This is a genomic window from Pukyongiella litopenaei (assembly GCF_003008555.2).
GTDB classification, from domain to species: domain Bacteria; phylum Pseudomonadota; class Alphaproteobacteria; order Rhodobacterales; family Rhodobacteraceae; genus Pukyongiella; species Pukyongiella litopenaei.
Map to the genome: position 1 here is coordinate 3,623,318 of NZ_CP027665.1, position 16,971 is coordinate 3,640,288.

14 protein-coding genes are annotated in these 16,971 nt (G+C 66.6%); 8 read left to right on the forward strand and 6 right to left on the reverse strand.

What is annotated here, in order from left to right:
• Positions 1 to 238 precede the first annotated feature (238 nt).
• From C6Y53_RS17675 to C6Y53_RS17695, 5 genes are read left to right on the forward strand one after another with little or no spacing between them, the layout of a single operon-like run.
• Complete coding sequence (locus C6Y53_RS17675; RefSeq protein ID WP_106473627.1) at positions 239 to 970, forward strand: hypothetical protein; 732 nt, start codon at positions 239 to 241, stop codon at positions 968 to 970.
• Entirely contained in the window at positions 963 to 2,462 is a 1,500-nt protein-coding gene (locus C6Y53_RS17680) for a radical SAM/SPASM domain-containing protein (RefSeq protein WP_106473628.1), read from the forward strand. Before C6Y53_RS17675 ends, C6Y53_RS17680 begins: the two co-directional genes overlap by 8 nt.
• 40 nt (positions 2,463 to 2,502) lie before the next feature.
• A complete protein-coding gene (locus tag C6Y53_RS17685; RefSeq protein WP_106473629.1) occupies positions 2,503 to 4,107 on the forward strand; it encodes a hypothetical protein in 1,605 nt (534 codons plus the stop codon).
• Positions 4,094 to 5,884: a C39 family peptidase gene (locus C6Y53_RS17690; protein WP_106473630.1), complete on the forward strand. Its 1,791-nt coding sequence runs from the start codon at positions 4,094 to 4,096 to the stop codon at positions 5,882 to 5,884. Before C6Y53_RS17685 ends, C6Y53_RS17690 begins: the two co-directional genes overlap by 14 nt.
• Positions 5,881 to 7,140, forward strand: a complete 1,260-nt coding sequence (locus C6Y53_RS17695; RefSeq protein ID WP_106473631.1) for a hypothetical protein — start codon at positions 5,881 to 5,883, stop codon at positions 7,138 to 7,140. Before C6Y53_RS17690 ends, C6Y53_RS17695 begins: the two co-directional genes overlap by 4 nt.
• An 88-nt stretch (positions 7,141 to 7,228) precedes the next feature.
• Here the strand turns inward: C6Y53_RS17695 and C6Y53_RS17700 are convergent, their stop codons facing one another.
• The 6 genes from C6Y53_RS17700 to C6Y53_RS17725 form a co-directional block, all read right to left on the reverse strand.
• Entirely contained in the window at positions 7,229 to 9,430 is a 2,202-nt protein-coding gene (locus C6Y53_RS17700) for a 3-hydroxyacyl-CoA dehydrogenase NAD-binding domain-containing protein (protein WP_106473632.1), read from the reverse strand.
• Between the two features lie 24 nt (positions 9,431 to 9,454).
• Complete coding sequence (locus C6Y53_RS17705) at positions 9,455 to 10,666, reverse strand: acetyl-CoA C-acetyltransferase (protein WP_106473633.1); 1,212 nt, start codon at positions 10,664 to 10,666, stop codon at positions 9,455 to 9,457.
• Between the two features lie 10 nt (positions 10,667 to 10,676).
• Positions 10,677 to 11,315: a glutathione S-transferase family protein gene (locus C6Y53_RS17710; RefSeq protein ID WP_106473634.1), complete on the reverse strand. Its 639-nt coding sequence runs from the start codon at positions 11,313 to 11,315 to the stop codon at positions 10,677 to 10,679.
• Between the two features lie 428 nt (positions 11,316 to 11,743).
• Positions 11,744 to 13,525 (reverse strand): acyl-CoA dehydrogenase C-terminal domain-containing protein, encoded by a 1,782-nt coding sequence (locus C6Y53_RS17715; protein WP_106473635.1) that lies wholly within the window; start codon positions 13,523 to 13,525, stop codon positions 11,744 to 11,746.
• Positions 13,526 to 13,599: 74 nt separating this feature from the next.
• On the reverse strand, positions 13,600 to 14,001 hold the full coding sequence (locus C6Y53_RS17720) for a MerR family transcriptional regulator (RefSeq protein ID WP_106473636.1): 402 nt from the start codon (positions 13,999 to 14,001) through the stop codon (positions 13,600 to 13,602).
• A 194-nt stretch (positions 14,002 to 14,195) separates the two neighbouring features.
• Complete coding sequence (locus C6Y53_RS17725) at positions 14,196 to 14,567, reverse strand: MerR family transcriptional regulator (RefSeq protein WP_106473637.1); 372 nt, start codon at positions 14,565 to 14,567, stop codon at positions 14,196 to 14,198.
• Between the two features lie 136 nt (positions 14,568 to 14,703).
• Here C6Y53_RS17725 and C6Y53_RS17730 point away from each other — a divergent pair, with 136 nt between their 5' ends.
• The 3 genes from C6Y53_RS17730 to C6Y53_RS17740 are packed head-to-tail and all read left to right on the forward strand — an operon-like array spanning position 14,704 to position 16,971.
• Entirely contained in the window at positions 14,704 to 15,126 is a 423-nt protein-coding gene (locus C6Y53_RS17730; protein ID WP_106473638.1) for a PaaI family thioesterase, read from the forward strand.
• On the forward strand, positions 15,123 to 15,647 hold the full coding sequence (locus C6Y53_RS17735) for a PaaI family thioesterase (RefSeq protein WP_106473639.1): 525 nt from the start codon (positions 15,123 to 15,125) through the stop codon (positions 15,645 to 15,647). Before C6Y53_RS17730 ends, C6Y53_RS17735 begins: the two co-directional genes overlap by 4 nt.
• Positions 15,640 to 16,971, forward strand: coding sequence for an MATE family efflux transporter (locus C6Y53_RS17740; RefSeq protein WP_106473640.1), 1,332 nt, complete (start codon positions 15,640 to 15,642; stop codon positions 16,969 to 16,971). Before C6Y53_RS17735 ends, C6Y53_RS17740 begins: the two co-directional genes overlap by 8 nt.

Below are 16,971 nucleotides of genomic sequence, written 5' to 3' on the forward strand. Positions count from 1 at the left end.
GGCCCGGTTCGACCGGCCTATACATGCCGTCCCGGCGGAAAGCGGCCTGCGATCCGGCCGGGGCGCTGCCCGCACCGGGTCCGCCAAAAGGTCAGGAAAACACGACTGGCAAATACATCTTGTCCCCGGCACAAAGAACCGGGCGGAACGATTTCTCCGCCGAGACGTGTTTCTCCGGATTTGCCCGGAAGGTGCATTCCGGGTTAGGATTTGAAACGGCGATATCACGGAGGCGTATTTGCAACTGGCCTTCGCCATAGGGTTCTTTGTCGTCACGGGGTTGGCCGAAACGCTCCGGCAGGGGTATTTCGGGCTCGGCCCGTCCGAGATTTCAGGGATGATCGCGGCGGTGATGACGCTGCTGGCGGTGCTGATCCTGCGCGGCGACCTGCCGGGGCTGCTGCGTCCCGGCGGCGATGACGATCACTGGCCCGGCTGGTCCTGGCGGCGGACCGGGCTGGCGCTGTTCCTGGTGCCGCTGTTCTGGGCGCTGCCGGTGATCTGGGGCTTTGCCAGCGGCCGGCTCGATGTGGTGCCGATGGCGCGCGCCGATCTGTTGCGGCTCGCGGCGGCGCAGGTGCTGACCGTGGCGCTGGCCGAACACCTGTTCCTGCGCGAGGCCGCCATTCGCGCCTTCGGTCCGGGGCGGGGGGCGATCTATGTGATTTCGGTGCTGGCGGTGTTCGTCTTTCACATGGATGCCGGGGCACAGGCCGCGCTGGCGGCGGCCGGGGGCGGCGTCTTTTTCCTGACCCTGCGGCTCCTGGGGGCCGCGCCGGTGGCGGTGGTGCTGGTGCAGGGGCTGACGCTGGCGCTGTTCGGGCATGTGATCCCGCTCGAACTGGCGGGGATTTCCGGCTGGGCCGGTGCCGCGTTCCTGTGTGTCGGTGCGGCGGTGCTGTCGCTGCTGTTGATGACGCTGTTTGCCGCCGAGAACGCCGCCGAAAACAAGGAGACCCGCAATGCCTGACGGAAGCGATCCAAGATTCCTGGGAACCGACCTGACCATTAAACCGTCGCGCTATACGGTTCTGGTTCCGCTGCGTGGCGACCGGCACCTGGCCTACAACACCATGTCGCGGGCCTTCGCGATCTGGGATGGCGGGGACCTGGACCGCTGGACGGCGCTGTGCGCCGCCGGGGCGCTGCCGTTTTCCCATGTCTACCGGCCCTTCGTGCAGGGGGGCTTCGTGTTCAACGCCGAGGTCGATGAAATCGCCACGCTGCGCGCCAGCTATGACAAGGTGCGCAACAACGATGGCCACCTGATGGTGACGATCGCACCCACGCTGTCATGCAATTTCGGCTGTCACTACTGTTTCCAGGGGCTGGACAAGCCGCTGACCCGGATGACCCCGAAGGTGCGCGAGGCGACCCGGGCCTTCCTGCTGGACCGGCTGAAGGGCGCGCGCAGCTTTCACCTGACCTGGTATGGCGGCGAGCCGCTGATGGATCAGCAGACGATCTGGGACGTGTCCGCCGCCGCGATCCGGCATTGTGACGACAATGACATCCGCTATTCCTCGATGATGATCTCGAACGGCTACCAGATGACGGTGCCGGTGGCCGAGAAACTGCGCGAAGCGCGGGTCGGCAAGGTGCAGATCACCATCGACGGCGACGAGGCGACCCATGACAGCCGCCGCCACCTGACCAGCGGGCGCGGCACGTTCCGGCGCATCATCGACAACATCAAGGCGGTCACCGCGCGGGAGCTGCTGAAGGTTTCCGTGCGCGTCAATATCGATGGTCAGAACGAGGCCGAGGCGCTGGCGCTGCTGGAAATCCTCCGGGCCGAGGGGCTGGGCATCCGCAATGGGGTTTCGGTCTATTTCGCCCCGGTCGAAAGCGTGGCGGAAAACGCGGGCGGCTGCGGCGATTGCCTGAGCAAGACCGGCTATGCCGAGACCGAAAACCGCCTGCATCAGGCGGCCTTCGAGGCGGGGCTGATGGCGCTGCCCAAGGTGCCGCGGTTCCTCGGCCTCTGCACGGCGGTCAAGCCGAACAGCTATGTGGTGGTGCCGAACGGCGATCTGCACAAATGCTGGGACACGGTGATGGATCCGGCGCGGCGCGTGGGCTCGGTCATGGGCGGCCACCGCAGGTCGGACGCGCCCACCGAGGCGATGTGGAACGCCTGGACGCCGTTCGACAACCCGGTCTGCGGCGACTGCACCTTGCTGCCCGCCTGCGGCGGTGCCTGCGCCTTCAAGTTCGTGCATAACGATTACGCCTCGGGCGAGACCGGCAAGCTCCCGTGCCCGAGCCTCAAGTTCAACATGGCCGAACAGCTGTTCCTGCGCGCCAGCGCCAAGGGTGTGGTCGACGAGGGCGACTGGGATCCCGCGCGCAGCCCGACCGTTCGCGAAGACGGGATGCTGACCGGCCAGCGCCACACGATGGATTCGGTCGGCGCGGTATATCGCTCGCTGCAGAAAGATGCGGCGGCCAGCCCGGCCTGATGGCCGGACATGGTTCAGGCTCGAAGGTGAAGTTGTTGCAATGAAACTCTTTTCCGTATCCGTGGGGTTGCTACTGGCGGCGCTGGCCGTGTTCTATGTGCCGGTGTCCTTTGCCGTCGACGGGTTCGGGCTGGTGGTCGATCCAGGCGGCGTGCGCACGGTCCGCGCCATCGAGGCGGGTCAGGTGCAGCACTACCCGGCGGATGGCGACAGCTTTGGTCCGGGGCGGATCGTTTCGGCGGTGGTCTATGACAATACGGTGGCCGAAAACGCGCTGCTGCAGGGCACGATGGCGCGGGAACTGGCCAAGATCGAGGCCGATCACCTGGAACGTAGCTCGAAACTGATCGTGGAACGCGAACGCGACCGCGCCAAGCTGATCGCGACCCGCGAACGGCTGGCGGCGCGGGCGCGGCTGACCGGCGATACCGCCGCGACGCTGGCTGCGCTGCAGGATTTCACCACCGACGCGGCAACCGATATCGACGACCTGAATGCCGAACGCTTGTCGCAGCTGCAGCAGCTCGAGGACCTGGTGAAGCGATCGGGCGAAGTGGCCGCGCTGCCGGCGCAGCGGCTGGCGACGATGCTCGAGGATATCCAGGGCGAACGGCTGTCCGTGATCACCTCGCGCGGCACGCGGTTCTCGTCGGAAAAGATGATCCTCGACATGGTCAAGGAACTCAACGACCAGACCTATTCCAACTCGATCGACGAGGCCGAGATCGAGATCCTGACCGACAGGCTGGACAATCTCAACGACCAGCTGCGCGAGCTCGAAACCCTGCGGGTGTCGATGCGTGCCGAGGCCGAGGCCCGGTATCTGGCCAAGGCGGTGCGCCCGCAGGTCGCCGTCGTCGACGGGCCGTCGGTGGACATGCGCACCCTGCAAGCCAGCCGGGCTGATGTGGGCAAGGGCGAGGCGCTGCGGCTGCTGGCGACCGGAGACCCGGTGCCGGGCGTGGCGGCGCTGATCTACGGCACGCCCGCCGATGGCGACCTGCTGCTGCGCCACGGCGACACCGAGATCGCGATCTCATTGCCGCTGAATGGCGACAAGGCGATCGCTGCCTTCGCGGATGCCGGATTGCCGGGGGCGGTGGTTCATCTCGATCAGCGTTCAGCCGGGGTCACCGATCTGCATTCCGTCTTCATCGAACTGCCCGCGCCGCCGCCGGCGCGGCTGTCGGTGATCTCGGCAGGGGCCCGCGACGGGCAGGGAACGCCGATCCTCGTCGCGGCCGAGGTGACGCTGCCGGACAGGCCGGACCTGCCGGGTGATGCGCCGGGCAGCGAGATCGTCGGTTTCCTGGAAAACCGTCACGCGGTGGTGCTGCGGCCGGGGCAGAAGGTGCGCGGGTCGATCAACGACACCCGGACCGGCTCGGAGATCGTTTTTGATGCCACGCTGCTGGCGCGGGATTATGCCACCGTGGATACCGCCGAGCTGGGTATCCGGCTCGGCAACCAGTCGCTGGCGGCCAAGATCATCAAGCGCGGGGTGCTGTCGCAGGTGGTGGTGGGCGTGGACCCCCATGCCGCGCAGCAGATCGCGCATCTGCCTGGCGCGGTGGTCCATCTGAGTTTCCCGCTGGCGCGGCAATCGCTGTTCTCGTTCCTGTTGGCCCGCAATGCTGCAATCTAGCCGTTTCTGGATCGCGGCCCTGACCGGGCTGCTGCGCAACCGGCGCCATTTCATCCGCCAGACCGGTCAGAGCGATTGCGGCGTGGCCTGCGCCTTGACGCTACTGAACCTGCTCGGCCGTCCCGCCGACCCGGTGAGCGCGGTGGAGGATCTCGACGCCGATCGCGACGGGTCGAGCCTGGAGGAACTGCGCCGGTTCTTTGCCGACCGGCAGGGGATGCCGGCGCAGGCGCTGGCCGCGCCCGCCGATCATCTGCATGAACTGACCGGTCACGCCATCCTGCACATGGATCAACAGCATTACGTCCTGCTGCTGGGGCAGGGGAAACCGGGGGTGCTGGTGTTCGATCCGGCGATGGGGCCGGTTTTCTATCCGCGCGCGGATTTCGCCGCGCTCTATTCCGGCCATGCGTTGCAGGTGGACCGGGCACCTGGCGCCGCCGCCACCCTGCGCCCGCGCCGCCGCCGCGAGGCCGCGCCGCCTGCCTTGTTCGTGACCGGGATCGCCGGGCGGTTGCTGGAATGCGCGTTGCTTCTATGTGTTGTCGCGGTGCTGTTCCTGGTGCTGAACCAGTCCAGTTTCGCATCGCTGCTGGGCGCATTCGGGCTGATCGCGGCCTGTGGCGGTCTGTTGCTGCTGGCGCGGCAGGTCCGGTTCGAGGGCGAGGACGCGCTGGCGCGCGCCCGGCAAGGGCGGCTGTGGCGCGGGCTGATGCGGACGGTTCTGCACGGGCGTGACCTGAACGGGTTCCGGGGCAGCCGCGAACGTGACGTGGCCGGGGCGCTGAAACGCGGGTTGGGTGTGACCGTTCCCACGCGGGCGCAACTGCCCGCGGCCCTGGGCGGGTTCGTGGTGATGCCCGCGCTGCTGTGCCTGCTGCACCCGGCGGTGGCGGTGCTGCACCTGGCGTTGCTGGGTGCTGCCCTGGCCGCGGCGCAGATCGACACGGTGCAGGTCTGCCGCCGGTCGGTCCGTCCCGGTATCGGCCGCTACACGCCGCTCAAGCAGGGCCATGCCTGGCTCGGCTTTCTGGGGTCGCATGAAATCCTGGGCGAGTTTGCCAAATGGGCGGTGATCGGTTTTGCCGGGTTCGCGGTCCTGCTGTCGGCGCTGCCGCCGGTGGCGCTGATGTTCTGGATCCTGGCCGCGATGCAGCTGGTGCCGCTCGACTTCCGGCGCGCGGCGCAGCTGGCGCCGGCGCTGGGTCAGCGCGACCCGGTGTCGGCCCTGACCGGGGCCGAGGTGCCGCTGCGCCGGCAACGTCTGGTCGGGCCGGTCGATCTGTCGGTGACCCGCAAGGACGGCCTGATCCGGATCGAGGGCATCCGGCCTCTGACCCGCAGCCTGGAACAGCCCGACCTGACGGTTCGCGAACAGCGGCTGATCATGGCCGACGTGGTCCGGCATACGCTGGAGAACCTGCCCGGCGGCGAAGGGGCTGGCATGGGCGCTGGCTCGGGGACCGGCACGGGGACGGTGCGCGTGTTCGGCCCCGGCCAGGAGGCCAGCCGCGCCGATTACGAACAATTGCTGCTGGCACGCGAATCCGCGCCCGGACAGACCCTGCCGATGCCGGCCGACACGATCGAGGCCGGGCTGACCGATCCGGTCCTGCGCAACCTGCAATCCTGCGCGCCGGACGACCTGCCGGTGTTCTGGGATTTCCGGGGCCGGCTGCGCCCGTCGGACCTGCGCGCGCGGCTCGGCGCGGCGGGGATGGCCCGCGCCGCGCATCTGAACATGACCGTCCTGACATTGGTGGAGGCGGGACGATGAGCGGCGCGGCTGTCTGGCCCAGCCTGGGCGATCTCTGGCCCTATTCCGAAGCCGCCGCGCCGCCGGAACTGGCCGCGCTGCCGCTCGACCTGTTCCTGACCGATCCGAAATCCAGCCGCATCACCGCCGCCCTTTGGGTGCCCGGCGCCGATCCGGCCGCCGCGCCGCGCGCGGCCTATGCGTTGCGCCTGATGACCACGAGCGGGCAGGGCGAACTGGCCCGCTGGCAGCCCGAAACCGGGACCTGGCAGCCATGCCATCGGTTCCCCGTTCCGGATGGTCCGGACGGTCCGGATGGTCCCGACCGGTGCAGCATCATCGAACTGCGCGGCGTCCTGCTGGGCGGCGTGAGCGATGCCGAGGGGCTGGCGGCGCGGCTGAACGTGCTGCTGCAGGCAGAGGCCACCGAGGCGAAATCCTACCGCATCTCCTCCAAAATCCTGTCGGTGGCGTCGATCATCGTCCTGTTCTTTGCGGTGCGTTCGGGTGTGGAATCGAACGCGCTGGAACCGTTTGCGCTGATCTTCGCGCTGGCGGTGGGGATCGGGTTGCTGGCGGCGGGGCTGCGCAACCGCTGCAAGATCCTGGCCGAACAGGGGCTGGCCCGCATGACCGAACAGTTCCGGTTCGAATACCGCGCCGATCAGCACGACCCGCTGGGCCTGCGCGACCTGACCGCGATCCTGAAGGACAACGACCGCAAGCGCGAGGAGGACGCGGTGATCTTTGCCTTCCTGCTGCTGTTGTGTTTCGTCTATTTCATCTCGCCGCTGGTGGTGATCGGGGTGATCGTCGCGGTGATCATCGTGGTCCTGATGATCGGCGATCCCGACGCGTTCCGGGTTCTCGGTATCGCCCATGACCGGGCCGAGACGCGGCTGGAACAGGCGTTCCTGTCGCTTCGGGCGGGCGATGACGTGCTGACGCCCCCGGCGCTGCGCACGGCCAAGAAAAGCGTGTTCCGCGACCGGGCGCGGCGGTTCGGCGATCTCTCGGCGCGGGTGCGGCGGACGCAGGCGCGGCTGCGGCTGACCCAGGACATGGCGCTGGCGGTGGCTTTCCTGGTGATCTTTTCCGCCTATGCCTTTCCGATCGCGGCCGGGTTCCAGAAACTGTCGATCGCCACCGCGGATTCGCTGGTGTCGGTATCGCTGTTTTCCGTGGCCCCGGTGATCATCCTGCTGTCGATCTCGAAATCCGCGGTCGCGTTGGCGCTGATCCTCAGCCGCCGGATCGCCGCGATGGGCAAGGGGTAGGGCGGCAGCCCCGCCTGCCGGAGACGAAAACGGCCAGCGGTGCCCCGCTGGCCGTTCATTCATGCCGGATCGCCGGGTCGCCGGATCGTCAGGCGGCCTTGGCCTCGGGCGCGAAGCGGCGATAGAAGCTCTGGCCCTTCTCGGCCATCTCGCGCAGCAGCGGCGGGCAGGCGAAACGGTCGCCGAATTTCCCGGCCAGCTGGTCGCAGCGTTCCGCCGCATAGGCCGCGCCGATGATGTCGAGCCAGCTCAGCGGACCGCCGGACCAGGGGGCAAAGCCCCAGCCCAGGATGGCGCCCACATCGGCTTCGCGGATATCCTCGATCACGCCTTCTTCCAGCGCGCGCACCGCTTCGAGCGCCTGGCTGAACATCAACCGGTCCTGCACCTCCTGCAGCGCAGGCTGTTCTTCGGCCAGCGGGTATTTGTCCAGCAGCCCCTTCCACAGGCCCAGGCGCTTGCCGTTCTCGTCATAGTCGAAATAGCCCGCCTTGGCCTTGCGTCCGAGCCGGCCCAGATCTTCCATCCAGAACACCAGGTTGTCGGCTTCCGAGGCGGGGTATTCGTTGCCCATCGCCGCCTTGGTCGCGCGGGTGATCTTGGCCGCCAGGTCGATCGATGTCTCGTCGCCCAGCTGGATCGGACCGACCGGGAAACCGAGCTGCCGCGCGGCATTGTCGATCAGCGCCGCCGACACGCCCTCGGTCACCATGCGCGCCGCTTCGTTGCCATAGGGGATGATGCAGCGGTTGGCATAGAAGAACCGCGCATCGTTGACGACGATCGGCGTCTTGCGGATCTGACGCACATAGTCGAGCGCCTTGGCGACCGCGCGGGGGCCGGTTTGCTTGCCCTTGATGATCTCGACCAGCAGCATCTTCTCGACCGGCGAGAAGAAATGGATGCCGATGAACTGCTCCGGCCGGCTGGACGCCTTGGCCAGCCCGGTGATCGGCAGGGTCGAGGTGTTCGATGCAAAGATGCAGTCCTCGGGGATGATCGCCTCGACCTTCCGGGTCATCTCGGCCTTGACCGCGGGATCCTCGAACACGGCCTCGATGATCAGGTCGCAGCCCTTCAGCTGCTCGAGCTCCGCCGTGGCGGTGATGCGCGACAGCATCGCCTCTTTCTTGTCCGCCGTCACCTTGCCGCGTTTCATGCCCTTGTCGAGATAGGTTTCGGTATAGGCCTTGCCCTTGTCGGCGGCGGCCTGGTCGCGGTCGACCAGCACGACCTCGATACCCGCCTGCGCGCTGACCAGCGCGATGCCCGCGCCCATCATGCCGGCGCCCAGAACGCCCAGCTTGCCGACCCGCTGGTCGTCGATGTCGGCGGGCCGCACGGCGCCTTTTTCCAGCGCCTCCTTGTTCACGAACAGCGACCGGATCATCGCCGACGAGGACGGATCCATCAGCACGTTGGTGAACCAGCGCGCCTCGATCCGCAGGGCGGTGTCGAAATCCACCATCGCGCCTTCATAGACCGCGCTCAGCAGGGCCTTGGCGGCGGGGAAGGCGCCCTGGGTCTTGCCATGCACCATGGCGCTGGCGCCGACGAAATTCATGAAACCCGCCGGGTGGTAGGGGGCGCCGCCGGGCATCTTGTAGCCCTTGGCATCCCACGGCTTGACCAGATCCGCGTCCTTCGCGGCCAGCACCCAGTCCTTCGCCGCGGCAACCGGGTCGTCGGCGACCTCGTCGATCAGGCCGGCCGCCTTTGCCTTGTCGGGGGCCACCAGCTTGCCTTCGAGCAGGTAGGACGAGGCGCCCAGCAGGCCCAGCTTGCGCACCAGCCGGGTGGTGCCGCCCGAGCCGGGGAAGATGCCCAGCAGAATCTCGGGCAGGCCGATCCTGGCCTTGGGGTTCGAGGTCATGAAGATGCGATGCGTGGCCAGCGGCAGTTCATAGCCGATGCCCGCCGCGGTGCCGTTGACCGCCGCCGCGATCGGCTTGCCGCCCTTGTTCGTCTTGGCGTCCATGCCCGCGCGTTCGATCTTGCGCAGCAGGTGATGGCCGTTCATCGTGAACTCGAACAGGCCGCTGGCGGCGTCGTCGCCGGCCTGGGACCGGATGTCCGCCAGCACGTTCAGGTCCATCCCGCCGGCAAAGGACCCGTCCTTGCCCGAGGTGATGACGATGCCCTTGACGGCGTCATCGGCCAGCGCGGCATCGATCAGGTCGTTCAGTTCGGCGCCGCCCTGCAGCGACATCACGTTCATCGACTTGCCCGGCACGTCCCAGGTGATGATGGCGACGCCGTCGGCGTCCGTCTTCATGGTGAAATCGGTCATGGTCTTGTCTCCTCAGCGTGCCGCTTACACGCGCTCGATGATCGTGGCGGCGCCCATCCCGGACGCGATGCACAGCGTGGCCAGGCCGGTCTGCTTGCCGGTGCGTTCCAGTTCGTCCAGCAGCGTGCCGATGATGATCGCGCCGGTGGCGCCCAGCGGGTGGCCCATGGCGATCGAGCCGCCATTGACGTTGACCCGTTCCGGGTCGACATCGAACGCCTGCTGGAACCGCAGCACGACCGAGGCAAAGGCCTCGTTGACCTCGAACAGGTCGATGTCGCCGATGGTCATGCCGCTGTCGGCCAGGATCTTCTCGGTCACCGGGACCGGGCCGGTCAGCATGATGGTCGGATCGGTGCCGATCTTGGCGGTGGCGCGGATGCGCGCGCGGGGCTTGAGCCCGTGTTTCTCGCCAAACTCCCTGTTGCCGATCAGCACCGCGGCGGCGCCGTCCACGATCCCGCTGGAGTTGCCGGCGTGGTGGATATGCTCGATCTTTTCCAGGTGCGGGTATTTCATCAGCGCGACCTTGTCGAAGCCGGGCATCTGTTCGCCCATCATCTGGAAGGACGGGTTCAGCGCGCCCAGCGACTGCATGTCGGTCTGCGGCCGCATGTATTCGTCATGATCGAGGATCGGCAGCCCGTTCTGGTCCCGGACCGTGATCACCGATTTCCCGAACCTGTCATCGTCCCAGGCCGCCTTGGCGCGGCGCTGGCTTTCGACCGCCAGCGCGTCTGCCTGGTCGCGGGTGAAACCGTATTCGGTGGCGATGATGTCGGCCGAGATGCCCTGTGGTACGAAATAGGTCTTCATCGCCAGCGACGGATCGACGGCGATCGCCGCCCCGTCACTGCCCATGGCCACGCGGCCCATCATTTCGACGCCACCGGCGATATAGGCCTCGCCCGCGCCGCCCTTGACCTGGTTGGCGGCCAGGTTCACCGCCTCCATGCCCGAGGCGCAGAACCGGTTGATCGCAAGGCCGGGAATGGATTCGTCGAGATCGGAGGCCAGCACCGCCGAGCGCGCCAGGCAGCCGCCCTGTTCCATCACCTGGGTCACGTTGCCCCAGATCACATCCTCGACCGCGTGGCCGTCCAGGTTGTTGCGCTCCTTGACGGCGTTCAGCGTCTGCGCCGACAGGTTGAGGCTGGTCACCTCGTGCAGCGAACCGTCCTTGCGGCCCTTGCCGCGCGGGGTGCGCAGCGCATCATAGATAAAGGCTTCGGTCATTGCTCTCTCCTCAGGCTCGGTCCGACGGATTGCCGGGCATCAGGTCATAGGGGTGTTTCCAGCCGGGCTGATCGCTGATGCGGGACAGCCAGGCGTCGATACGGGGCCATTCGGCACGGTCGAAACCGAACAGTTCGGGATAGTAGAGATAGCCGCAGCAGCTCAGGTCGGCATTGGTCAGCCTGTCGCCGACGATCCAGTCGCGGCCATCGAGATGGGCGTCGAGAATGCCGTAGGCGATCCTGAGCCGTCCCTGGTTGAACGCGATCACCTCGGCCGGGCGTTTGTCCGCGGGCAGGAAATTCATCAGGAACCGGGTCAGGCCCGCCATCGAGCTGAACTTGTGGTTGTCCCAGAGTACCCAGCGCAGGATCTCGCGCCGCTCGGCGGCATCGCGGCCACCGAAACGGCCGGATTTCTCGCTGACATAGTCCTGGATCACGCCGGATTGCGACAGTACCGTGTCACCGTCGACGAGCACCGGAACCTCGCCCAGCGCGTTCAGGTCGGCACGGTAGCCGGGTTGGCGGGTTTCACCGGCAAAGAAGTCGACGAAAACCGGTTTCCAGTCCAGCCCGGAAAGCTCGAGTGCCAGCGCCGCCTTGTAGGCGTTTCCGCTTTCTCCGAAGCAGTAGAGTTCGATCGTCATCCGTCATCCTCCCCGATGATCGTGGTCCTGGTGGCACGCGGCGGAGTGGGGGTTTCACACCCCCACACCCCCGTGGAGTTTTTCGGGCAAGATGAAGGGGGCGGAACGTTACGGTTTGTTAACCCTTGTTCGGCAGGATCTGTTCTGCGCGGCAGGCTGGAGAGCCGAGCCGCGTGCAAGGTGAAGCCCCGCCTTCCCGGTTGCTGCCGGGTGCCGCGCCCGGAAGGCGGGGTGGACCGTCCGCCTTCATCTTGCCGGATAAACTCCCGCCGGAGGCTCCCGCGGCCAGCCACGGCGACCGTCATCCGATCATGGGTGGCGCCGGGTACCATTGCGGGGAGGGCGGTGCGGATCAAGCTGGCATTCCCGTGTTGCATCGCTGCGTCAGGTGCTGCGCGCCCCGGCAGCAATGCCGGAGCGCCGCGCGATCAGAAGTTTTCGGCATCCAGGGCCATGACCGTATCGGCGCCGGTCTGGATGCGCGCCAGATGCAGCGCGGTGGCCGGCAGCTGGCGTGCCATGTAGTAGCGCCCGGTCGCGAGCTTCGTCTCGTGGAACGCCGCGTCGGATGTGCCGTTGGCGAGCGCGTCACCCGACGCCTTTGCCATCCGTGCCCACATCAGGCCCAGGCACACATGGCCGAACAGGTGCAGGAAGTCGGTCGACCCGGCCAGCGCGTTATGCGGGTTCTTCATGCCTTGCTGCATGAAATACATGCCCGCCGCCTGGAGATCCTTCGACGCGGCCTTGAGCGGATCGAGGAAATCGCGGTCGAACGCGTCGTCCTGGCCGGCATTGTCCTTGATGAACGACTTGACCAGATCGAAGAAGGCCATCACATGCTTGCCGCCATCCTGCGCCAGTTTGCGGCCGACGAGATCGAGCGCCTGCACGCCGTTTGCGCCTTCGTAGATCATCGCGATGCGGGCGTCGCGGGTGAACTGCGACATGCCCGATTCCTCGATATAGCCATGGCCGCCATAGATCTGCTGGGCCTGCACGGTCATGTCATAGCCCTGGTCGGTCAGGAACCCCTTGATGACCGGGGTCAGCAGCGAAATCAGGCCATCCGCGTCCTTGTCGCCGGCGCGATGCGCCCGGTCGATCAGGGTCGCGCCCCACAGGATGAAGGCGCGTCCGGCTTCGGCAAAGCTCTTCTGGTCCATCAGCGACCGGCGGATATCCGGGTGGACGATCAGCGGGTCGGCCGGGCCGTCGGGGTTCTTGGCGCCGGTCACGTCGCGGCCCTGCAGGCGTTCGCGGGCGTAGTCCAGCGCGTTCTGATAGGCGGCCTCGGCCAGGGCCAGGCCCTGCATGCCGACACCCAGCCGGGCCTCGTTCATCATGGTGAACATGGCGCGCATGCCCTTGTGTTCCTCGCCCAGCAGATAGCCGACGGCGCCGTCATAGTTCATCACGCAGGTCGAGTTGCCGTGGATGCCCATCTTTTCCTCGAGATTGCCGCAGGCGACGCCGTTGCGCGCGCCGAGGCTGCCATCCCCGTTGACCAGGAACTTGGGCACGATGAACAGCGACACGCCCTTGATGCCCTCGGGGCCGCCCGCGATCTTGGCCAGCACCAGATGGATGATGTTGCCGGCCATGTCATGTTCACCGGCCGAGATGAAGATCTTCTGCCCCGAGATCCGGTAGGAGCCGTCATCCTGCGGTTCTGCCTTGGTCCGCATCAGGCCCAGATCGGTGCCGCAATGCGGCTCGGTCAGGTTCATGGTGCCGGTCCATTCGCACGAGACCATCCTGGGCAGGTAGGTGTCTTTCTGTTCGTCGCTGCCATGGGCGAGGATCGCCGAGGCGGCGCCATGGGTCAGGCCCTGGTACATGGTGAACGCCTGGTTGGCGCCCGAGAACATCTCACCCACCGCGGTACCCAGCACATAGGGCATGTACTGTCCGCCATATTCCTCGGGCATGTCCAGCCCGGTCCAGCCGCCGCTCTTGACCTGCTCGAACGCGTCCCGGAACCCGTCGGGGGTGCGCACGACACCGTTCTCGAGCACGCAGCCCTGCCGGTCACCGACCGCGTTCAGCGGCGCGAGCACGTCCGAGCTGATCTTGCCGGCCTCTTCGAGGACGGCGCCGGTGAACTCGGCCTCGAGCTCGTCATAGCCCGGGATGCCGGCCTCGGTGATGTTCAGAACATCATGCAGGATGTACTGGGTGTCCTTGGTGGGGGCGGTGTAACGCGGCATGTCTGTCATCTCCGTGTTCGGGTGGGGGCATCAGCGCGGTGTCCGCGTCTGCATGCACCGGATTGTTATGGTTGCTACTCTGCGGCTTTCTTGTCGTTGGCGTTCGCCTGGATCATCTTTTCGCCCCATTGGAGCTGTTCGCGCAGATCGTCGATCGCCTCGGTCAGTTCCTCGCGCTGGCGTTCCATGTCGGCCAGGCGCTGCTTGGCAATCTCGCAGGTGCGGGCGAGCTGCGTCTGCTGCTGGTCGCCCATGTCGTAGAGCTCCAGCAACTGCCGGATTTCCTCGAGGCTGAAGCCAAAGCGCTTGCCGCGCAGGATCAGCTTCAGCCGGGCGCGGTCGCGACGCGTGAACAGGCGTTTCTGACCTTCGCGGATCGGAAACAGAAGTTCCTTCGCTTCGTAGAACCGCAGGGTGCGCGGCGTCACGTCAAAGGCGTCGCACATCTCGCGGATCGTCATAAGGTCAACCGTCATTTCTCAGAACTCCTCGGTGTCGTCGTAGCGCCAATTGAGGATTGCCGGGACCAGTTACAACACGAGGTGACGTTAACGTAAGCGAAACGCAGCGTCATTCGGCAAATTACCTAAGGTTGGACACAGATGGATGGATGTTGCCAACCGGGGTATCGCCGGATGCACAGCCGGGTCCGCTTCAGAACCGGCCCGGGTCAGTCCGACAGCGACCTGGCCGTGGCATTGCGAAGGTCCTGAAGCTCGGCGAGCGCCTCGTCCAGCTGCGACCGCTGGTTTTCAAGCTCCTTCATCTGCCGGTCGGCCATGTCGACAAAGGTCTGCATCTGCGCGGCATCCCCCTGTTCCTCGCGGATCAGCAACCATTGGCGGATGTCTTCCAGCTGGAACCCGAACCTGCGGCCCCGCAGAATCAGCTTCATGCGCGCGGTTTCCCGCGGCCCATAGAACCGGGACCGGCCTTCGCGGTCGGGTTGCAACAGTTCGATATACTCATAGTAACGCAGCGTACGCGGCGTGACCTCGAATGCGTTGCACATTTCCTTGAACGACAGTCGCGATTCCGTCATCCCCTGATCTCCCGGCGTACTCAACTGGCAATGGCGCAAGCGTAGGGAGAAGGGCAGGGGGTTGCAACCGCCGGGCTTGCCCTTTCAGCGCGCGGTAGCCCATATAGGCGCGGCATTCACAATCGGGCGATTCCGCATGGTCGAAAAAGCAAACCTGGCGAGACAGTTCATCGAAGCGATTCCCCATGCACGGGAACTGGGCCTGAGCCTGGACGAGATCGGGGACGGCATGGCGACCATCTCGATGCCCTATGACGAAAAGCTGATCGGCGACCCCAAGACCGGCGTCATCCATGGCGGCGCGGTCTCGGCGTTGATCGACACCTGCTGCGGGGCGGCGGTGATGAGCCATCCCGCGGCACCGGGCGGCACGGCGACCATCGACCTTCGCATCGACTACATGCGCGCGGCAACGCCCGGTCAGACGATTGCAGCCAAGGCCACCTGTCACCACATCACCCGGTCCGTGGCCTTCGTGCGGGCTGTCGCGCTGGACGGGAACGAGGACATACCGGTCGCCACCGCCACAGCCTCCTTCACGGTGGAGAAGGGATTTTGAGCCGCCGCCGCCCCGAACCCGCACAGGTGGTCGAAGAACGGCGCGATGCCGCGCTCGGCGCGCTGGTCGACGGCGTGCCCTATTGCCGGTTTCTCGGCATCAGCTTCGACCGCCGGGGCGATGAACTGACTGGCGTGCTGCATTTCGACGAAAAGCTGATCGGCAACCCGTTCCTGCCGGCGCTGCATGGCGGGGCGACCGCCTCCTTTCTCGAGGTGACCTCGATCATCACGCTGGGATGGACCAAGCTGTTTCCCGATATCGAGTCGGGCGCGCTCGATCCCGTCCGCGTCGCCGCCGGCGACATGCCGCGCCTGCCCAAGACGATCGATTTCACGGTCGATTACCTGCGGTCCGGCCTGCCGCGCGATGCCTATGCGCGGGCGATGGTTGCCCGGTCGGGGCGGCGCTATGCGTCGGTCCGTGTCGAGGCCTGGCAGGATCAGCGGACACGGCTGTTCGCACAGGCGAGCGGGCATTTCCTGATGCCGCCGCCGGAACGCGGTTCCGGCGATGGCTGAGCTGTCCGCCATCGGTGCCAGCATCACGCATCGCCGGGTTCTGAAGATCGCCGTTCCGATCGTGATCGCGAATGCGACGGTGCCGATCCTCGGGGCGGTCGATACCGGCGTGGTCGGGCAACTCGGGGCCGCCGCGCCGATCGGCGCGGTCGGGATCGGCGCGATCATCCTGTCGTCGATCTACTGGATATTCGGGTTCCTGCGCATGGGCACGGTCGGATTGACCAGCCAGGCGATCGGGGCCGGGGATCACCGCGAGGCCGCCGCGCTGCTGACGCGGGCGCTGATGCTCGGCGCTGGCGGCGGTGCGGCGCTGATCCTGCTGCAGGTGCCGATTTTCTACGGCGCGTTCTTCATCGCGCCCGCCAGCGCAGAGGTTGAAACGCTGGCAAAGGGTTATCTGTCGATCCGCGTCTGGTCCGCGCCCGCCGCCATCGCCATTTTCGGCATCACCGGCTGGCTGATCGCGCAGGAACGCACGCGCGCGGTGCTGGCGATGCAGCTCTGGATGAACGGGCTCAACGTGCTGCTCGACCTCTGGTTCGTGCTCGGGCTGGACTGGGGCGTGAACGGGGTGGCGCTGGCCACGTTCCTGGCCGAATGGTCGGGGCTGGCGCTGGGGCTCTGGCTGTGCCGCGGCGCGTTCCGCGAACCGGCCTGGCGCGACTGGGCGCAGGTGTTCGATTCGTCACGGCTGCGGCACATGCTGTCGGTCAATGGCGATATCCTGATCCGCTCGATGCTGCTCGAGGCGATCATGGTCTCGTTCCTGTTCATCGGGTCCGGGTTCGGCGACGTGACCCTGGCCGCCAACCAGGTGCTGCTGCAATTCCTGATGATCACCGCCTATGCGATGGACGGGTTCGCCTTTGCCGCCGAGGCGCTGGTGGGCAAGGCGATGGGCGCCCGGCGCAGGTCGGAACTGCGCCGCAGCGCCGTGCTGACCAGCATCTGGGGGGCGATCGTGGCGGTGACGCTGTCGCTGGCCTTTGCCCTGCTGGGCGGGGCGGTCATCGACCTGATGTCGAAATCGGCCGAGGTCCAGGCCGAGGCGCGCGTGTTCCTGGTCTACATGATCTTTGCCCCGGTCCTGGGCTGGGCCGCCTGGATGCTGGACGGCATCTTCATCGGGGCGACCGCGACGCGGGACATGCGCAACATGATGCTGGCCAGTTCGCTGGTCTATGTCGCCGTCGTGGTTCTGCTGGTGCCGGGGCTGGAAAACCACGGCCTGTGGCTGGCCTACCTGGTGTCCTTCGTGGTCAGGGGCGTGACCCTGGCCTTGCGCTACCCGGCGCTGGAATCGCGGGCCGCGCCGGCCTGA

Excerpts from the sequence above, each read along its gene's own strand:
- C6Y53_RS17705 (WP_106473633.1), bottom strand. The coding sequence starts at position 10,666 with ATGACCGAAGCCTTTATCTATGATGCGCTGCGCACCCCGCGCGGCAAG.
- C6Y53_RS17740 (WP_106473640.1), top strand. The coding sequence starts at position 15,640 with ATGGCTGAGCTGTCCGCCATCGGTGCCAGCATCACGCATCGCCGGGTT.
- C6Y53_RS17720 (WP_106473636.1), bottom strand. The coding sequence starts at position 14,001 with ATGACGGTTGACCTTATGACGATCCGCGAGATGTGCGACGCCTTTGAC.
- C6Y53_RS17695 (WP_106473631.1), top strand. The coding sequence starts at position 5,881 with ATGAGCGGCGCGGCTGTCTGGCCCAGCCTGGGCGATCTCTGGCCCTAT.
- C6Y53_RS17730 (WP_106473638.1), top strand. The coding sequence starts at position 14,704 with ATGGTCGAAAAAGCAAACCTGGCGAGACAGTTCATCGAAGCGATTCCC.
- C6Y53_RS17690 (WP_106473630.1), top strand. The coding sequence starts at position 4,094 with ATGCTGCAATCTAGCCGTTTCTGGATCGCGGCCCTGACCGGGCTGCTG.
- C6Y53_RS17680 (WP_106473628.1), top strand. The coding sequence starts at position 963 with ATGCCTGACGGAAGCGATCCAAGATTCCTGGGAACCGACCTGACCATT.
- C6Y53_RS17725 (WP_106473637.1), bottom strand. The coding sequence starts at position 14,567 with ATGACGGAATCGCGACTGTCGTTCAAGGAAATGTGCAACGCATTCGAG.
- C6Y53_RS17715 (WP_106473635.1), bottom strand. The coding sequence starts at position 13,525 with ATGCCGCGTTACACCGCCCCCACCAAGGACACCCAGTACATCCTGCAT.
- C6Y53_RS17685 (WP_106473629.1), top strand. The coding sequence starts at position 2,503 with ATGAAACTCTTTTCCGTATCCGTGGGGTTGCTACTGGCGGCGCTGGCC.
- C6Y53_RS17710 (WP_106473634.1), bottom strand. The coding sequence starts at position 11,315 with ATGACGATCGAACTCTACTGCTTCGGAGAAAGCGGAAACGCCTACAAG.
- C6Y53_RS17700 (WP_106473632.1), bottom strand. The coding sequence starts at position 9,430 with ATGACCGATTTCACCATGAAGACGGACGCCGACGGCGTCGCCATCATC.